The organism is Bacillus solimangrovi (assembly GCF_001742425.1).
In the GTDB taxonomy this organism is placed as follows: domain Bacteria; phylum Bacillota; class Bacilli; order Bacillales; family Bacillaceae_N; genus Bacillus_AV; species Bacillus_AV solimangrovi.
The window spans coordinates 13,153-30,307 of the sequence record NZ_MJEH01000018.1; the positions used below are offsets into that span (position 1 = coordinate 13,153).

The 17,155-nt window shown below is 31.9% G+C and carries 16 protein-coding genes and 1 CRISPR repeat array; of the genes, 12 read left to right on the forward strand and 4 right to left on the reverse strand.

Annotated elements, in window-relative coordinates; all coding sequences use genetic code 11:
• Positions 1–10: 10 nt before the first annotated feature.
• The 6 genes from cas4 to BFG57_RS18865 all read left to right on the forward strand — a co-directional run bounded on the left by cas4 (position 11) and on the right by BFG57_RS18865 (position 6,725).
• Positions 11–529, forward strand: coding sequence for a CRISPR-associated protein Cas4 (gene cas4, locus BFG57_RS07800; RefSeq protein ID WP_069716925.1), 519 nt, complete (start codon positions 11–13; stop codon positions 527–529).
• Positions 519–1,505 carry a type I-B CRISPR-associated endonuclease Cas1b gene (gene cas1b / locus BFG57_RS07805; protein WP_069716926.1) on the forward strand — a complete coding sequence of 329 codons (987 nt, stop codon included), beginning with the start codon at positions 519–521 and terminating at the stop codon, positions 1,503–1,505. Before cas4 ends, cas1b begins: the two co-directional genes overlap by 11 nt.
• Positions 1,506–1,573: 68 nt before the next feature.
• A complete protein-coding gene (gene cas2, locus BFG57_RS07810) occupies positions 1,574–1,837 on the forward strand; it encodes a CRISPR-associated endonuclease Cas2 (RefSeq protein WP_069716927.1) in 264 nt (87 codons plus the stop codon).
• A 230-nt stretch (positions 1,838–2,067) separates the two neighbouring features.
• Positions 2,068–4,321: a CRISPR direct-repeat array (repeat unit 29 nt; unit sequence GTTTTATATGAACGTAGTGAGATATAAAG).
• Positions 4,322–4,872: 551 nt separating this feature from the next.
• Positions 4,873–5,196, forward strand: a complete 324-nt coding sequence (locus BFG57_RS07815; protein WP_069716928.1) for a hypothetical protein — start codon at positions 4,873–4,875, stop codon at positions 5,194–5,196.
• Between the two features lie 541 nt (positions 5,197–5,737).
• Positions 5,738–6,466 (forward strand): beta-ketoacyl-[acyl-carrier-protein] synthase family protein, encoded by a 729-nt coding sequence (locus tag BFG57_RS07820; protein ID WP_069716929.1) that lies wholly within the window; start codon positions 5,738–5,740, stop codon positions 6,464–6,466.
• A gap of 106 nt (positions 6,467–6,572) precedes the next feature.
• A complete protein-coding gene (locus BFG57_RS18865; protein ID WP_175428297.1) occupies positions 6,573–6,725 on the forward strand; it encodes a hypothetical protein in 153 nt (50 codons plus the stop codon).
• 328 nt (positions 6,726–7,053) lie between these two features.
• Here BFG57_RS18865 and BFG57_RS07825 read toward each other — a convergent pair whose 3' ends face one another.
• Entirely contained in the window at positions 7,054–7,896 is an 843-nt protein-coding gene (locus tag BFG57_RS07825; RefSeq protein WP_217627920.1) for a DegV family protein, read from the reverse strand.
• A 196-nt stretch (positions 7,897–8,092) separates the two neighbouring features.
• Between BFG57_RS07825 and BFG57_RS07830 the strand changes: the two genes are divergently transcribed.
• Both BFG57_RS07830 and BFG57_RS07835 read left to right on the forward strand, forming a co-directional pair.
• Positions 8,093–8,887 carry a DUF1295 domain-containing protein gene (locus tag BFG57_RS07830; RefSeq protein ID WP_069716931.1) on the forward strand — a complete coding sequence of 265 codons (795 nt, stop codon included), beginning with the start codon at positions 8,093–8,095 and terminating at the stop codon, positions 8,885–8,887.
• A gap of 436 nt (positions 8,888–9,323) precedes the next feature.
• Complete coding sequence (locus tag BFG57_RS07835) at positions 9,324–10,205, forward strand: MerR family transcriptional regulator (protein ID WP_069716932.1); 882 nt, start codon at positions 9,324–9,326, stop codon at positions 10,203–10,205.
• 256 nt (positions 10,206–10,461) lie between these two features.
• Here BFG57_RS07835 and BFG57_RS07840 read toward each other — a convergent pair whose 3' ends face one another.
• From BFG57_RS07840 to BFG57_RS07850, 3 genes are all read right to left on the reverse strand, one after another.
• Positions 10,462–10,896, reverse strand: a complete 435-nt coding sequence (locus tag BFG57_RS07840) for a hypothetical protein (protein WP_139125085.1) — start codon at positions 10,894–10,896, stop codon at positions 10,462–10,464.
• A gap of 198 nt (positions 10,897–11,094) precedes the next feature.
• Positions 11,095–11,517: a hypothetical protein gene (locus tag BFG57_RS07845; protein WP_069716934.1), complete on the reverse strand. Its 423-nt coding sequence runs from the start codon at positions 11,515–11,517 to the stop codon at positions 11,095–11,097.
• Positions 11,518–11,669: 152 nt separating this feature from the next.
• Positions 11,670–12,839 (reverse strand): leucine-rich repeat domain-containing protein, encoded by a 1,170-nt coding sequence (locus BFG57_RS07850; RefSeq protein WP_069716935.1) that lies wholly within the window; start codon positions 12,837–12,839, stop codon positions 11,670–11,672.
• Positions 12,840–13,137: 298 nt separating this feature from the next.
• Here BFG57_RS07850 and BFG57_RS07855 point away from each other — a divergent pair, with 298 nt between their 5' ends.
• The 4 genes from BFG57_RS07855 to BFG57_RS07870 all read left to right on the forward strand — a co-directional run bounded on the left by BFG57_RS07855 (position 13,138) and on the right by BFG57_RS07870 (position 17,045).
• The gene (locus BFG57_RS07855; RefSeq protein ID WP_069716936.1) at positions 13,138–14,010 is read left to right on the forward strand and encodes an ABC transporter ATP-binding protein; all 873 of its coding nucleotides are present in this window, start codon (positions 13,138–13,140) and stop codon (positions 14,008–14,010) included.
• Positions 14,007–15,149 (forward strand): ABC transporter permease subunit, encoded by a 1,143-nt coding sequence (locus tag BFG57_RS07860; protein ID WP_069716937.1) that lies wholly within the window; start codon positions 14,007–14,009, stop codon positions 15,147–15,149. The genes BFG57_RS07855 and BFG57_RS07860 overlap by 4 nt, the downstream gene beginning before the upstream one ends.
• Positions 15,150–15,454: 305 nt before the next feature.
• The gene (locus BFG57_RS07865) at positions 15,455–16,144 is read left to right on the forward strand and encodes a hypothetical protein (protein WP_069716938.1); all 690 of its coding nucleotides are present in this window, start codon (positions 15,455–15,457) and stop codon (positions 16,142–16,144) included.
• Positions 16,145–16,454: 310 nt separating this feature from the next.
• Positions 16,455–17,045, forward strand: a complete 591-nt coding sequence (locus BFG57_RS07870; RefSeq protein WP_069716939.1) for a kinase — start codon at positions 16,455–16,457, stop codon at positions 17,043–17,045.
• Positions 17,046–17,155 lie beyond the last annotated feature (110 nt).

The window sequence follows — 17,155 nt, forward strand, 5'->3', positions numbered from 1 at the left end:
AGGGGAAGAAATGCAGGACAAAACAATCGGGGGAATAGACCTTCACTACCTTGCTTTGTGTAAACGAAAGTTATGGTTATATACGCATAATATTTCAATGGAGAATGAATCGGATAGAGTTTTAGAAGGTCAAGTGTTACATGAGAATGCGTATAAACGCTTAGACTCACGTGAAGTTTTGATTGATAACGCATTTAAGATTGACATGATTGATGGTGAATATGTACGTGAGGTAAAATTATCAAGCCGTATGACAAAAGCAGATCGTTTGCAAATGCTCTATTATTTATATCAATTAAATTTGAGAGGAATTCAGAAGAAAGGGCTAATTAGTTACACAAAGGAAAGAAGAACCGAAGAAATCCTTTTAGGTGACGAAGAAAAGAAAGAAATAGAACAAGCAATAACAGAAGTGCATGGAGTTCGTAACTTACCTTCTCCACCTTCTGTTATCAAGCTTCCGTATTGCAGAAAATGTGCCTATTATTCATTTTGCTATTCAATTGAGGTGAGCGATGATGATGCGTGATCACTATATTTTTTCGAATGGTCGTATGAAACGAAAACATAACACGATTTACTTTCAAAATGATAAAGAAGAACAGACAGCCCTTCCAATAGAAAAACTTCGAAACCTTCATATATTCGGTGAGGTTGATTTTAATACAAAATTATTAAATTATCTTAGTCAGTATGATATTTGCTTGCATATTTACAATTACTATGGATTTTACGCTGGCACCTTTTATCCGAAAGAGAAGCAAAAATCTGGTTTAGTAATCGTTCAACAAAGCAATCATTATAGTGATCATGACAAACGCATGTATCTCGCAGAAAGTATGTTACAAGGTGCTGTTCATCATATGTTAAGGAACTTACGAAGACATAAAGAGCATTTATCTGAAACGATTTCAAAGATTGAACAAGAAGCACAAAAGTTAAAAGAATCAAAAACTATACCAGAGTTGATGGGCACAGAAGGACGAATTCGCAAGCACTACTACCAAGCATTTAACGTGATGATAAAGCAAGACTTTGTGTTCGAAAAAAGAGAAAAGAAGCCACCTCGTGACCCTATTAATGCACTAATTTCGTTCGGCAATATGATGATGTATCGAGCCGTTCTATCTGAAATATATCGTACAGCATTAAATCCTACCATTAGCTTTCTTCACGAACCTTCAACAAAGCGATTTTCATTAAGTTTAGACCTAGCTGAAATCTTTAAACCATTGATCATCGATCCTTTGATAGTTTCACTCATTAACAAACGAAGTATTTCAAACAAACACTTTGATTATCTTGAGGGGGAAGTTTGTTACCTCAATGAGGAAGGAAAGAAACAATTCATAACAGCTTTTGAAAAGAGGATGAAGACAACCGTTATGCATCGAGGTCTAAAACGAAAAACATCATATAGACTTTTGATCCGACTAGAATGTTATAAGTTAATCAAACATGTAATTGACGATGAAGAATATAAACCGCTAAAGGCGTGGTGGTAAACATGTTCGTTCTTTAGTGGCATTTTGATAATTGTTGCAATAAATCTATTAATTCGAGGTGGTAAATTATGTTTGTCATCATTACATATGATGTGGGCGAAAAGAGGGTAGGTAAGGTTTGTAAAAAGCTACGTAAATATCTTGATTGGACTCAAAACTCAGTTTTTGAAGGTGAGATTACTAAAGGAAAACTCCAGCAATGTTTAGCCGAATTGAATAACATAATCAATAAGGAGGAAGACTCCATTTATCTATACCAAATTGCTAATCCTAAAAATATAAACAAGATCGTCTATGGTCAAGAAAAGAATGCATTTGATATCTTTTTGTGATTTCTTCTGGGAAATGTTGTAGAATTAAATTAGATAAACTAGAGGTTTGCAGTGGATCTATTTTTAAAGAAAAACCACTCATTCCCTTGATACACAAGGGATAGATCCGTATTTATGTATTGTTCAGAATACAGAACTACCGATCTACTGCAAAATCAATGAATATTGTCACATCAATAGTTTTAACAAACGTTGATGTGACAGGGTTTTGTGGCGTTTTGATTTTTGGGGTTTTATATGAACGTAGTGAGATATAAAGTTGATAAACTTAAAAGTGTGTGCCGGAGGGCGGTTTTTGTTTTATATGAACGTAGTGAGATATAAAGAAAGAAGTTCCATTAAAAGCAACATTTGATTCATTTTCGTTTTATATGAACGTAGTGAGATATAAAGATTTCTAGCGTCTCTTACTGTTTGCAATCGCCTCTGTTTTATATGAACGTAGTGAGATATAAAGTAGATCGTATTTCTTGCACATCAGATTTACCATACTTGTTTTATATGAACGTAGTGAGATATAAAGTAGTGTACACATAAAATACCCCTTTTCTCAAAATGGTTTTATATGAACGTAGTGAGATATAAAGTTGAAACAATCAGCATACTCTTTGAATAACATTAAATGTTTTATATGAACGTAGTGAGATATAAAGCACACCATGAAAAATTGCAATACCCTATCGCACTTCCGGTTTTATATGAACGTAGTGAGATATAAAGGTGAATGAATCAAGTCACAAGAAAAGAGGTTTTTCGTTTTATATGAACGTAGTGAGATATAAAGCAGGCAATCTAACAGGAACTTGTTTTTTTGCGACCAGTTTTATATGAACGTAGTGAGATATAAAGGAGTCAACACCGCACAAATTAACCATAAATGTCTCACGTTTTATATGAACGTAGTGAGATATAAAGACTAGCTTCTCTTCTCCTTCCTCGTCAACTTTAACCTCTAGTTTTATATGAACGTAGTGAGATATAAAGCGAGACAGTTTCCAAATGATAGATTTTCGGACTTAGTTTTATATGAACGTAGTGAGATATAAAGTCGATTGATTACTGGAGAACCAAGTTTGAATTTCGTGTTTTATATGAACGTAGTGAGATATAAAGATGTTGAATGGGAATTCTCTTTTTGGAAATTGTTTGGGTTTTATATGAACGTAGTGAGATATAAAGTTATTGAGGGTAAATGTTGTTTGACCATCTTGAACGTTTTATATGAACGTAGTGAGATATAAAGGTAACAGGAATGCTATTTGTTTCAGCAAAAATTTGAGTTTTATATGAACGTAGTGAGATATAAAGTATTTTGTTTAAATGGGGTGAATAAAATTAAAATCGTTTTATATGAACGTAGTGAGATATAAAGTTAGTAAACTTTAAAAGTGTGCCTCGTAGAGCGAACGTTTTATATGAACGTAGTGAGATATAAAGTCAAAATAGATAGCAATATTCCCAAAACGAATTTGGGTTTTATATGAACGTAGTGAGATATAAAGAATTTACCTTTTTTAATGTGTGACTTTGAAATCTCTTGGTTTTATATGAACGTAGTGAGATATAAAGTATAATACTTCCACCAGCACCTATTGCGTAAAATGTGTTTTATATGAACGTAGTGAGATATAAAGTCGGTTACTTTTTGGTGTTGCAACCCTGTTTGGATCATCGTTTTATATGAACGTAGTGAGATATAAAGTTAATTGGCGAAACGAAAAGGGTTTCGTTTTTGAGGTTTTATATGAACGTAGTGAGATATAAAGTCAGGAATAGTTAAAGATTCTGTTCCCAAAACATGGTTTTATATGAACGTAGTGAGATATAAAGGCGTTCAAAATCTTCTCTGAATATTATCTTTGTTTTGTTTTATATGAACGTAGTGAGATATAAAGAAGCCATGAAATTCTATCTTCTTTCAAAACAGTTATTGTTTTATATGAACGTAGTGAGATATAAAGACGGTTTACCTTATTCGTCCTTACCACAGTTTTTTAAAGTTTTATATGAACGTAGTGAGATATAAAGATGATTCAATTGACCATTTTCGTTACTATAACCCAGTTTTATATGAACGTAGTGAGATATAAAGTACTTACGTTGGAAAGCCCCTGTATCGTTTAACTCTGTTTTATATGAACGTAGTGAGATATAAAGAGGTGTATTGCTCACGCTTGTCTTCATGATGCTCAACGTTTTATATGAACGTAGTGAGATATAAAGTTAAGTTAGGTCAAGCTATTATCACTGACATAGTTCGTTTTATATGAACGTAGTGAGATATAAAGTTGTCTGTTAAGTATATATTTTTAGATACTTTATTTGTTTTATATGAACGTAGTGAGATATAAAGAAGGAATACTAAACGGAAATTTATTTTTTATATCCGTTTTATATGAACGTAGTGAGATATAAAGAAGGAACTACAACAAACACCACATTGGATTTTATGGCGGTTTTATATGAACGTAGTGAGATGAGAAACACATATAGACTTGTTGAGTTTTATAATGAACAAGAAGAAAGCTATTGCTTGTAATTAGTTTTTTAGGGGATCTGCACTTATATTGTGCAATAAAAACAACTTCTTATTAATCTAGTATAACTATTGTGTTACTTATTATCTTTGGTTAAGTCAGCTACAAACCATATGATGAGAAAAATAAACAAGATACCAAAATATATTATAATAAATGGTCTGTATGCTATCACTAATGGTATAGGAATGACTGCTAGTAAAATAAAATAAAAAAAGTATTTGTACATATCTATGAGTTCCCTCCCTAATTATCAGTTTTTCTAGAACTTAAGTATATCAAAATAATAACATTGTAAATACAGATGGTTTTTTATAACATAGTTTGACATATTAATCCTATTTCTAAAATCCAAATATTCGTAATTAATATGTGTATGGACAGTAGATATAGTAATACTTCTATCATTTTTAATTAGTTAACGTCCACATAACCTCTTTTACATTTTTGGTCATTATTGTTAAAATTACTAAAATAGCATTTAAAGGGCGGTTTTCTATGGAATGGAAAAATACGAGATGCGTGAAAGGTCTAGCAAATAAATGGTCTTTCAGAATCTCGTTGACTTCGTTAATTGCTTTCATACTATGGTCTTTTCTTATAGAAGATTATAAAATTAGAGCATGGGTGTATTATCTTTTACCCGTTCTTGTTTTATCGTTATTTTTAACGGTTATTGGAATTCCGATAGATGAGAAAACTGATAAAATTTCAATCATTCGAAGCATAGTCTCACTAATCTTATCTTTGCTACTTATTCTGCTAATAGGACTTATTTATATAGGTCCAGTCTTGTTCCCTTTTGGAATACCACCACGCTAAGCGAATCAGCAATGTTTCGTTCGCTTTACTCATATTCAGATACCTTATTTTGAAAAAAGAATGGGATAATAGTTTTCGACGTTACAACCCCATTTGAAATGCTTTTCGACCGTTTACAAGATTCTTATCACAACAAGAATCCCAATTTCAGAGTGTTGCAAAACATCTATCGTGTATTAGACGTAGAACATTATTTAACAACCCTAACGATTATAAGTGTTCTCTTAATTCTTAATACCGCCAGTTGCAGCGTACATATTATGCAGATAGCGAGTTATAAAAGAAGATACATATCTTTTATAACTCGCTATTTGTTTTGTGGTGACATTCTAACCTCGTATTGGTCATTGTTTGTTTTAGTAATGTAGTGGTACTAGATTTTTGCTGAATATATACACGACGGTTGTTCAACCTTTTGGCGTTTCAACTATAAAAAAAGAATCTCTAAAAATATTTTTGATTTATAAAACCTTTTTCAATTCTTTTCGTTTAACTAGGTGAGAAACAAAAAATTCTATTTAAATGAAGAGGAGAATGAAATATGAAAGCAATTAAAGTAATGGGAACATTGGCATTATCTGCTGCAATTATCGGCGGAGGGTTATATAGTACAGATGCGTTAGCAAATGAAAAAAAGGTTACTGAGAATCAACAAGAAACAGTAGAATATGATTTTAAACAAGATACAACGATTCCAGAAGATGTTCTGAATGAAGCGAAAGAATTAGGCGTACCTACAGCTGGAAGAACATTTGCTGACGTATCTAGTGATATTAGTTTGTATTATCAAGCTCTACAAATTGGAGTGGATGTGAAGGATAAGTCATTCGAGCAAATTTATAAGGAAACATGGGAGCTTGCGGAAAAATTAATGATTCAAGAAGCGAAGGAGCTTGGTATTAACACTGCTGGTAAGTTGTACGATGAATTAGGACAGTTAGCAAGTCAAGCTTATGATAAAAAAGCATTGAAGATTGCACCAAAGTTAGGTGTTGATACGAGCAATGAATCAATGGCAATTAGTGATGTTCATGCTATTTTGGAAGCAAAGGACTTAGGTATTGAAGTGAAGGGTAAAACGACAGAACAATTATCTGAGCTTGTTCAATTTGAACGAATGAAACGCAGCTTCGTACATGCTTTAGAATTAGGAATTAATGTTGAGAACATGTCAGTGCAAGATGTGAACAAAAAGATCATGTTACAAGATCCAACGTTCGTGAATGACCTATACGGTAATTATAAAGAGCTTTTGAAAAGCTATAAATAATCTTATTTCTAAAATTATGTATATGATAGTGTAAAAGGTTATCCTAGATAGGATAACCTTTTACTATTGACACACAAATTATTCAAATAAATAAGGAGGGTCATAGTTGTCAAATACCGAGGATAATAAAACGTCATTAGAAGAAAAAGAAGTTCTCGATGGTTGTATTGGTTGTGCTTCATTAGGTTGTTTACCTCTACCAGTGATCTTGTTAGCATTCATCATAAAGCTTATATCGTTATTAAAAGTAGTAGTTTAATCAGAAAGTAGAAATTCTAATAACGGTCTGTTATTTTAAAATAATCTGTGATTAGACCGAATATGAACGTTTGTTTTTTAGAAATATTTCGGTTGAAAAATTAAAGTTTATTCCAAAAATCACTAAAACCCATAAGAAACAGGGGATAGAGGTAGGTGGACGCACTGTTTTCCGTATCATGAACAAAAGTAATGATGAGACTATAGTTTTTTAGAAAAATTAATTAAGTGAAAATGGTTGTAACAAGGGGGATGCAAGTAGTAAAAGACAAGCTACTAACTTAGACAACGAATCTAATAATCTAAGTTTTATTAACTGAAAATTGAAATTAATCGACTTTCCAAATCATTGTTAGACTGCCTTTACCACCATGGACCCCTATAGTTTGACTTATTGGACCGATAAGAACATCAATATCATCGTATTGTCTTACTAATTTATCTCTTATCGATTTTGCCTCATCAATTGCATCAGCATGTAGTACCTGAACTGTTTTTATAGTGTGTTTTTGTTTTTCAATATAAAATTGCTCCAATATAGTATTGATCGCCTTATTTTTTGTACGGGATTTTTTATATATTTCTACATTTCCATTATTAATCTGTAATATTGGATGAATATTAAGTAAGCTACCTATCATTTTTTGAATTCCGTTGATACGTCCTCCTTTATAAAGCTGCTCTAACTTTCCAACTAAGATGTAGTTATGATATTTTGTATGCTCTTTACGAAGTATATCAGCTATTTCTTTTGCTTCCATTCCATTAGAGTGTAATTTCATCCCTTTATTAATCATCATTGTAATTGGATAAGATAAGATTCTTGAATCTATTACTTCAACAGGAAAATTAGTTAATTTAGCTGCAAGATTGCTGACATTATAAGTACCGCTCAAGTTACCTGATATATGAACTGCAATAGCCTCATCATAATCGTGTTTTAGTTTTGTATATAGATCAATAAAATCTGATAATGCAGGCTGTGATGTTTTGGGTATGTCCTTCATTTCATCCATCTTCACATATAACTCATCTGGGGATATGTCTATCCCATCTTTATAAATTTTATTACCAAATGAAATATTCATTGGAACAATATATAGGTCTTTATGTGTACGTTCTTTTTCAGGTACGTACGCAGAGCTATCTGTTATCCAAGCAACCTTTTTCACTGTGGTCATCCTCTCTTGGTAGTTTGTATGAAATCGTGCTGAACTAACATTAAGGTCTTAAAAGAACTTTATCACGGGAAAATAAATTATACAAATAATAAACAAAACTATACAAAATCTATACAACGTGTGATAAGGTTATAGTGTGTTAGAATTTCAGTTTTCAAAATAGGTAAGTTAAAGGGAGTGATAATTCATGCTAAATTCTCTATTAGTTGCTTTAATATGCGTGATTACTTATATGACCCTGTTTTGGGCAGTGGCACAGTTGAAAAAAGATTTATCAGTAGTTGATTTCGGTTGGGGAGGAGGGTTTGTGTTTATTGCGATAACTCTGTTCTTTCTTACTAACGAATACACCATCAGGCAAATAATCGTAACATCATTAGTTAGTATTTGGGGAATCAGATTATCTATATATTTATATTTGCGAAATAAAGGTACTGGAGAAGATTATCGTTACAAAAATATGAGGAAAAGGTGGACAGAACAAGGAAAAAGCGTTGGCTTAACAAGTTATATTCGAGTGTTCATGTCTCAGGGATTAGCGATGTTTTTGCTATCTTATCCTATTGTGGCAGTTTATGCATGGGATACAGGAAGTAGTTTAGGCTTACTGGATTATATAGGTATTGTTATATGGATTATTGGTTTTTCATTGGAAGTTATTGCAGACAAGCAACTATCCAATTTCAAACAAGACAAACGTAATGAAGGAAAAATAATAACTTCAGGAGTTTGGAAATATTCTCGTCATCCAAACTATTTTGGTGAATCAGTGTTATGGTGGGGGATTTTCCTAATTGTAAGTTCTGTAACATTAGGTTGGACTGCGGTCGCTGCACCAGCTTTACTTACTTTTTTATTGATAAAGGTTACAGGTGTACCACCGTTAGAAAGAAAATATATGAAAAAGCCTGAATTCAGAGCTTATGCAAAAAGAACAAGTATGTTTATTCCTTGGTTCCCTAAAAAGCAGATTAATGGTTAAGCATTATTTAGGGATTTCAATATAATATTCAATGAACTTGAAATAATCTCATTAATAAAATGAAAGCTAACCAATAACACTCATGGAATCTTAAATGAGTGTTATTGGTTTATAATCGTTTGAAAATTATTCAATTTTCTAATTGAGATGTTTGAGTTTGAATGTATAGATAATACTGTATGATGGGTGAACAAAAATTGTTCAAAACATATTTGTTGTTGTTATAAAGACAAACAAGTAAATATTTAAAAATGCAGACTTAGTAATAGATGAGAAATGATAAAGAGGTGAGGGTATTTTGTGTTATTTCTTGTATAACTCAATATCTCTTCATCTTTCTCTTTTTGTACAACTACTGTATAGTATTTATATATTATTGTTTACTTGTTCATTATTATAAAAATATTCTAACGAAGATTGAAAGTGTGAGGACTCTATGTACAATATTAGAATTGCATCAGAAAAAGTGGGTGTAACCCCTGTTACACTTCGTGCATGGGAGCGTCGGTATGGTTTATTACCTTCATCAAGGTCTGAAGGTGGTCATCGTATGTACTCTAAGGATGATATAAATAAGCTAATCTGGTTAAAGAAAAAAATGGATCAAGAAGGAATTTCGATCTCTCGAGCAGTGGAACTTTTATCTGACAAAGAAGAAAAAGAGTCTGTCGAATACGTTATGAAACAAAAGTATCAAGAAATAATAGATCCATTATTTGACGCTTTAATCTCTTTTAACCTTGATAAAGCTCATTCAATTGTTGACTACAGTTTTTCTTTATATCATTTCGAGAGGGTTTTTGAAACACTTTTTTACCCATTAGCAATAAGGGTAGGTGACGAGTGGGCAAAAGGCAATATTACTGTTGCTCAAGAACATTTTGCATCCCAGTTCTTGTTACAAAGGTGCTATAAAATAATGGATATTTTACCAATTCAACCACAGTTACCAAAGGTTGTTGCACTTTGTCCTGAAGGTGAGCACCATCATCTTGGTTTAATGATGTTTACCTTGTTTTTGCGAAAGAATGGTTTGTGCGTATTGTATTTGGGTCCGAATACACCAGAAGAAGGTTTAGATGAACTTTTTGAAGAACAACAAATTCAATTTGTCTGTATGTCCATAACGAGTGTCACTGGTGATGAAGAGATCATGTCTTTTATTAAAAACTTAAAGGATAAACATTCATCTATTCAATTTATTCTTGGAGGTCAAAGGGCTCAACAGTTAGAGAAATCTGATTACTATAAGGTTCTTGATCATAAGCTGGAAACCTGGGAACAATGGTTTAAGGAAGACGTCATGCCCGACAAATAGAAGTAACAACAAATTCAAAAACAGTATTCAACCTTTTGCGTATCATTTGGTTATTCTTCTCATAATTGCTGTTGCACTAGTAGCACAGACATTTTCTCCTCCTGAAGCTGAATTATAAGCGATACAATTGCTATTACATGATTTGGAGGAGGAGAAAATGAAATACTAATAAAGGTTATGTATAAGGTGAAATTCTTTTACAAAAAGACTTACTCTTGTTGAAGTAAAGACATCGTTAGCACAAAACCTTATGAAATCAATCAAGGTATTCATAAACTATTCGTTTTACTGTATCATCATCGTACCAAAAACGAAGTAATGTGTTTGATTTTCTATCAACATATAATCTATAATTTCCCATTCCCATTTCCTTCACTTGAATATAATCGTCACCATATTTCAATCTAACATCTTCTATACTTGCTCCTACCGTTATTCCTTTAGCAGTTTTAAATTCTTCTGATTCCGAACGAATATAGATAATTTTATCTGTTTGGTCAGCACTAAACGCAAAAGTATTAGAAATTACAGATTTATGGGCTTTGACCCTTGTTATTGTCTCAAACTTCTCATCAATTGTTGAACGTACATTAGTTAAAGAATCGCCAAGCTGTATACTTCCAATTTGCTCATCGTCTAAATCAGTGTTTGCGACAAAATGATAATTTACATTATAAATATACCAACCCAATAAGAAAACAATGGGTAAAAGTATGATCAGAATATACTTTCTTTTCCTTCTCAAATTGTCATCCCCTCGTAAAATAATACTCTTAAACTGTCTAATATGTTAGAGAAATAAGAAGAGTGGAGCTTATTTTCCCGATTTATTGCATTCATTTCTTGCTCGTTTCATCGTAAGTACTTGTAATGGTTGATTAGAAAAGTCTTAAGTAAAGACGATTTTGTAGATTAGATAAAATCGATATAATGCAACAATAAAAATAATGGTTAGAAACATCAATAATATGTATCGAATCTTGTATAACCAATAATACTTATATTCATCTGGATCACTCCATTTTTTAAAGTCACTTTTTATAGAGTAGATGACAAACAGTATAGCTGGTATAACACCAACAATAATGATAAGAAGGAAAAGTGTTTGATTAAAGTAATTCATTGCATTCGTAGACAGCATAGACCTTAATACTTCTCCTAGTGATACTAATAATATAACGAACAAAACTATGTTTGACGTGAATATATCGATTGGTTTCTTATTATTCTTTATATCTCGAATAACACTTAATGGAATAAGAATTAATATTGCGAAAGCACAAAAAAGAAAAAATGGTGTGTTAATCGTCAAGTAAATCCCCTCCTCATAATGAAAGTTTCTAAATTAGTATACTTGTAAACTGTTAGTGGATAAAAGAGGGGAAATATTTCCTTAATATACTGCGCTAATCATTTATTTATAACGTGTCAATTGAAGCTAAGGAAAGGGTGAAAATAACACTATTAATCTACATCTAATACTGTTTTTTCACTAATTTTCACTGTTGAAGGTATTAGATGTAAATCAATAATATTTTTTTTGTTGATTTGAAGAATTTTAAGTTTACTTAAGTTCGTTAAAGGGGCAACAGATGATATATTTGTTCCTTGAACATCAATAATTTCCAAATTAAATAAATTTTGTAATGAACTGAGATTTTGAATGGAGGTGTTCCTTAAATCAATACGAGTTAAATTAGAGAATGCCTGTATCGTATCAATGGTTTCAATTGGATTGTCTGAAACAGATAAATAAGTCAAGTTTGTTAAATTTTCTAAAGGGCGAAGGTCATTAACTTGATTACTATAAATCGATAGACTTTTCAAATTTGTTAAATTTTCTATTGGTTGAATATCTTTAATTTGATTATCCATTAATGACAAACGGGTTAGAGCGGTGTTATGCCTTAAGAAATTTAAATCTGAAATATTTGTATCATGAGCAGTAAAATCAGTTAAGTTCTTCAAATTTTGCAACGAAGGGATTTGGTATGGGTATAGTGATAGATATAATCTTTCAAGTTGTTGAAAATTTAGTAATATATCTAAATTTTCAACGGCTATATTACTAAGGCTTAGACGTATTAAAGAGGTGTTATTTCTTAAAAAATTTAAATCAGGAATATTCATATTGTGAGCAGAAAATTGAGTTAAGTTTTCTAAATTTTGTAACGGAGGAATTTGATATGGATAACCCCCTAGATATAATCTTTCCAGCTGGGTAAGGTTTGTTAAAAAATTAAGATTATCAACCCGAATACCACTAATATATATATATTTTAGATTTCTCATCTCACTGATGAAAGATAAATCATGTATTTTATCTTGTTCGGTTTCAGGAAGAACATTCTCTCTTAATGTTAAACTATCTAGATTTAGAATGTCTTCTTCTGTAAGTTGTGAAACAGGAATTCTAGCACCTTTAGATATTGCTTTTAAAATAAAGGTAGGTAGGTTATTAAGTAGTTGACTCTCACTTTGATTTGAAGTAGATTCCACTAAATCCTCTCCATTATCTTCCAAATTTGTTTGATCGGTTAACTCTACTGAACTTTTATGTTCACTTGAAAAACGCTCATCACACCCCGTGAGTAACATTAAGATACTAAAGAATGTCAGCATACATCTTCTCATGATCAATCCCCCATTAAATTGACATCATAATATTAAATTATATCTCATTTAACTAATTATTTTGTATAAAATGGTAATTCTCAAAAAGATATGTTTTTTGATTCACTCTTAATACTTCAATAATTTGATCAGCAATTAGAGGATAACTGTTAAATGATCATATAGAGCGCTCTTCATTACCGAAAAATCCCATCATGTTTTTGAACCATTTTTAAAACTTTTTTAAATCAACTTCGTTTAACTGTTTAGAATAAGCAATTTTATTAATACAACAATATGTAAGGAAGAGGTGCTTTTTATGAATTTAACAGTTGAAAATATAACGAAACAGTTTGGAGATAAATTAGCAGTAAATAATGTTTCATTTGAATTAACTGATGGGGTGTACGGTTTCTTAGGAGCGAATGGTGCAGGGAAAACGACATTAATGCGTATGCTCGTCACACTTATTAAACCAACATCAGGACGAATCTTATTAGATGGTAAGGATATCGAAGTGTTGGATGAAAAATATCGAGAGATTCTCGGTTATTTACCACAATACATTGGCTTATATAAAAGTTTCACAGCAGAAAAATATCTGATGTATATCGCAGCATTGAAAGGTATTGAACAGCAAACAGCACGAAAGAAAATTGATGAGCTACTAGAAGTTGTGAATTTGACAGAACATAGGAAGAGAAAAGTTGGAAAGTTCTCAGGAGGAATGAAGCAACGACTCGGTATCGCACAAGCATTATTAAATGATCCGAAAGTGTTAATCGTTGATGAACCAACGGCTGGACTTGATCCGAAGGAACGGATTCGATTTCGAAATCTATTGTCATCTATTTCAAAGGATCGAATCGTCTTGTTGTCAACACATATCGTTTCTGATATTGAGTTCATTGCCAAGGAAATACTCATCTTAAAACAAGGTCAACTTATTCAGAAAGAAAAACCAGAACAGCTATTAGATGAAATAAAAGGATACGTATGGACAGTGAATGTAGCTGAACATGAAGTACAAGCATTTCAAGCGAAACACAAAGTGGGCAATATTATCCGTCATCACAATGAAGTCGGACTTAGAATCATTTCAGAAAGCAAACCTGATGAAAGAGCGGTCGAAGCCATACCTAATTTAGAGGATCTCTATTTATACCACTTCGATGAAGAGGTGACACAATGAAACAGCTAGTTAAGTTTGAGTTATATAAAATATTTAGACAAAAGGGCATCTACATTGGCATGGTAATTATGTTCTTACTATTTGGTTTGGTCATGATAACAGAGTCTTCGAATATTTCGCAATACTTGAAAACGAATTCGATAGGTGTGAAGGATGAGATACAAATAGCTGCGAAGAAGTGGGAAGGGAAGTTAACGGAGGAAAAATTAAAACAGGCTTCTCAAATCAGCCTGAGTCTATCTGAACGAAATCCTATTTTAGAACCATTAACTGATGAAGAAATTGCGACAGAATATATAGCAAGTTCGTATTATTTTAATGGATATAATCGAGATGAAATTCAATCAAGAATAGATGAATTAGATAATAAACTGAATAAAGTAAAGGGAAACGATAGTGAGTATCAAATAGTTACACTTGAAAAAAATATGTTGGAGAATTTGGATAATCTAGATAGCTTCGAATATAACGAAGGGCCAAGAAATACTATTATATTCACATCTAAGTTTGCTGTTTATTTTATGGGTGTATTAATGGTTATTGGTTTATCATCAATCTTTGTGAATGAATCAAACGTTGGAATGGATCAACTAATCTACAGTTCGACTCATGGCCGCCGTAAAGGTGTAACTGCAAAGGTTATCGCCTCATTCATTTATACTTTGTTCCTAATCATTTCATGGGTAACATTTGATGTTCTAATGAACACATATATTTTTGGTAACAATGGTTGGAGTACACCAATACAATTTTTAGGATTCGATTCACCTTATTCCTTAACAGTGCTAGAGTATTTTATCATTCAGATCGGTATTCATATCTTAGTAGCTTATGCATTTATGGTGTTTACTTTAGCAATTTCAGCATTAACAAAGAGTACCATATTGTCATTTATAATTAGTATATCAGTCTTTATTTTGCCGACAATTAATTTAGGAATTCCTTATTGGCAATATGTGAAAAAATATAGCTTTGCAAATTTCATCTCAGCTCCAGAATTCATTATGCCATTTCATGCAATAACTGTTTTTGGAAAACCAGTTTTAGACCCAATTATTCATTATCCAGCAATCTTCTTACTTGCTATTACTCTCATGATTGTACTGTACAAAACAATTAGAAGAACACAAGTCAGCTAAGTAATGACCTAATTCCATCAGCAGGAGATGAAGGGAATCTCTCACTGATGGAATTTTTTTTATTTTATCGAGCTCCGATAACAAGGAGATGGACAATAGCATGAAATAGTTAAATTTTTCTTCAGAATATCTTAAGAATTATATACAGAGATTATTAAGAAATGGGTATTATAATAAATTTAAGTTAGAGTAATGGTGATACATAAACAAAGATAATTTTAATTAGATGCAGGATCTACTAGTTATTGATTATCTAAACTTAACATCATGTTACTTAACTAATATATTTTATTGGAGGGTTTCAAATGAAAAAAATAATTATGGCTACAGCGTTGGTATCAACCTTAACAATTGCAGGTTTGACTACTGGAGGAATTTTAGCAAATACTCAAATAAGCGGTGAGAATCTTTCTAAAGTTAAAGAAAGTTCGTTTCATACATCTAAAAATGTTGATCAGTTAGTTTCTTCATTAGATGGTGAAGTAATTTTAGAATTTGAAGGTCAAGGCAGTGTGCTTGATACAGAAGGAAATGAAGTAAGTAAGGACAATTACTTCAAATTACTTGCAAAAAATGGCTTTAGTATTGGAGAAAGTGTGGAAATAGATGAAAACTATCAACCACCAACTGAGGAAGAAATTTATCAAAATAGAATTAAATTTTTCTTGGTAGATCCGACTGGGAAAACAGAGAATGAGATTTTAGAAGAAATTGCTGAAGCGAAAAATACGATTTTCACCTACAAAGAGGGATATAAATTAGGGCTTGATATTGAAGGTAAATCAGAAAGCCAAGTGATGGACGAAATAACAAATCTACGTAATGAGGGTAAGATTACAGAAGTAAATGATACGTTCTTTACTGCTGAAGAATACAATGCAGAATTAAAATTAGCAAAAGAAAATGGAATTGAAACAGACGGAAAACCGTTCTACAAAATTCAGGATGAAATATTTAAGAAACTTAACTTAGATTCATATAAGGCACTTATGTAATAAAAGTTTATCACGTTTTAGCTGACGCTAAGACTCCCACTTCAAAACTAAGGAAAGTCAACGAAGTTTAAGTGGGAGAAGGGCATGGTCATACCTGTGTGGTATAACTGTTAGTAATGATCTGATGGAAGTTTCACTTTATAAATGCAGAAATTAACGACGAAAGTTGTTTGTTTCTGCATTTTTTTTATATCATTTTAATCAAATATTGATGTTGAGCGATTTAATCATTTACGTAGAAGGTATATGGTATTATTTATCTATAATTTTATAAACAGATTAATTAAGGACGTAAGTAGAGGTGGGGAATATGAAAAATGATGTCAATCTATTAGAGCTTCTATCTTTAGCGAAGTCTCACAAAAGGTACATCTTAGGGATAGATGGCTTGAGTCGTTCTGGAAAAACAACATTTGTAGGACAACTTCATGACCAATTAAAAAAAGAAAATATGGACTTCTGTATCTTTCATATCGATGACCATATCATGAAGCGAAATCAACGATACGGTACAGGATTCGAACAATGGTATGAGTATATTTACTTACAGTGGGACGTTGAATGGTTAAGTGAAAATTTCTTTGAAAAACTGAGAGAATCTAATCACGTTGAACTGCCGTTTTATCATAATGAAACAGATACTCACGAAATGAGATCAATGACGTTGCCTAAGTCAGGCATAATTATTATTGAAGGTGTTTTTCTTCAACGTAAAGAGTGGAAAGACTATTATGATAAGATCGTATTTTTAGATTGTTCTAGAGAAAAAAGGTTTGCTCGTGAAGCAGAAACGACAAGAAATAACCTAAAAAAGTTTGAAGAGAGATATTGGAAAGCAGAAGAATATTACATAAATACTTGTAAACCGTTGGAAGGTGCGGATATAGTCGTAAGGACGTAGAGGTAATTAATGCTCATTATTCATCAAAATCACAAGAACTTTGGAATGAAATGCAAAGGGATGTCCTGAAAAGTCTACGAAACTTTCAGAACATCCCTATTTACTTTATT

What these genes read in the sequence shown, in the direction of transcription:
- BFG57_RS07820 (WP_069716929.1), top strand. Translation starts at nt 5,738, where the DNA reads ATGAAAGCAATTAAAGTAATGGGAACATTGGCATTATCTGCTGCAATT.
- BFG57_RS07830 (WP_069716931.1), top strand. Translation starts at nt 8,093, where the DNA reads ATGCTAAATTCTCTATTAGTTGCTTTAATATGCGTGATTACTTATATG.
- BFG57_RS07860 (WP_069716937.1), top strand. Translation starts at nt 14,007, where the DNA reads ATGAAACAGCTAGTTAAGTTTGAGTTATATAAAATATTTAGACAAAAG.
- cas1b (WP_069716926.1), top strand. Translation starts at nt 519, where the DNA reads ATGATGCGTGATCACTATATTTTTTCGAATGGTCGTATGAAACGAAAA.
- BFG57_RS07815 (WP_069716928.1), top strand. Translation starts at nt 4,873, where the DNA reads ATGGAATGGAAAAATACGAGATGCGTGAAAGGTCTAGCAAATAAATGG.
- BFG57_RS07835 (WP_069716932.1), top strand. Translation starts at nt 9,324, where the DNA reads ATGTACAATATTAGAATTGCATCAGAAAAAGTGGGTGTAACCCCTGTT.
- BFG57_RS07850 (WP_069716935.1), bottom strand. Translation starts at nt 12,839, where the DNA reads ATGAGAAGATGTATGCTGACATTCTTTAGTATCTTAATGTTACTCACG.
- BFG57_RS07855 (WP_069716936.1), top strand. Translation starts at nt 13,138, where the DNA reads ATGAATTTAACAGTTGAAAATATAACGAAACAGTTTGGAGATAAATTA.
- cas4 (WP_069716925.1), top strand. Translation starts at nt 11, where the DNA reads ATGCAGGACAAAACAATCGGGGGAATAGACCTTCACTACCTTGCTTTG.
- BFG57_RS07865 (WP_069716938.1), top strand. Translation starts at nt 15,455, where the DNA reads ATGAAAAAAATAATTATGGCTACAGCGTTGGTATCAACCTTAACAATT.
- BFG57_RS07870 (WP_069716939.1), top strand. Translation starts at nt 16,455, where the DNA reads ATGAAAAATGATGTCAATCTATTAGAGCTTCTATCTTTAGCGAAGTCT.
- cas2 (WP_069716927.1), top strand. Translation starts at nt 1,574, where the DNA reads ATGTTTGTCATCATTACATATGATGTGGGCGAAAAGAGGGTAGGTAAG.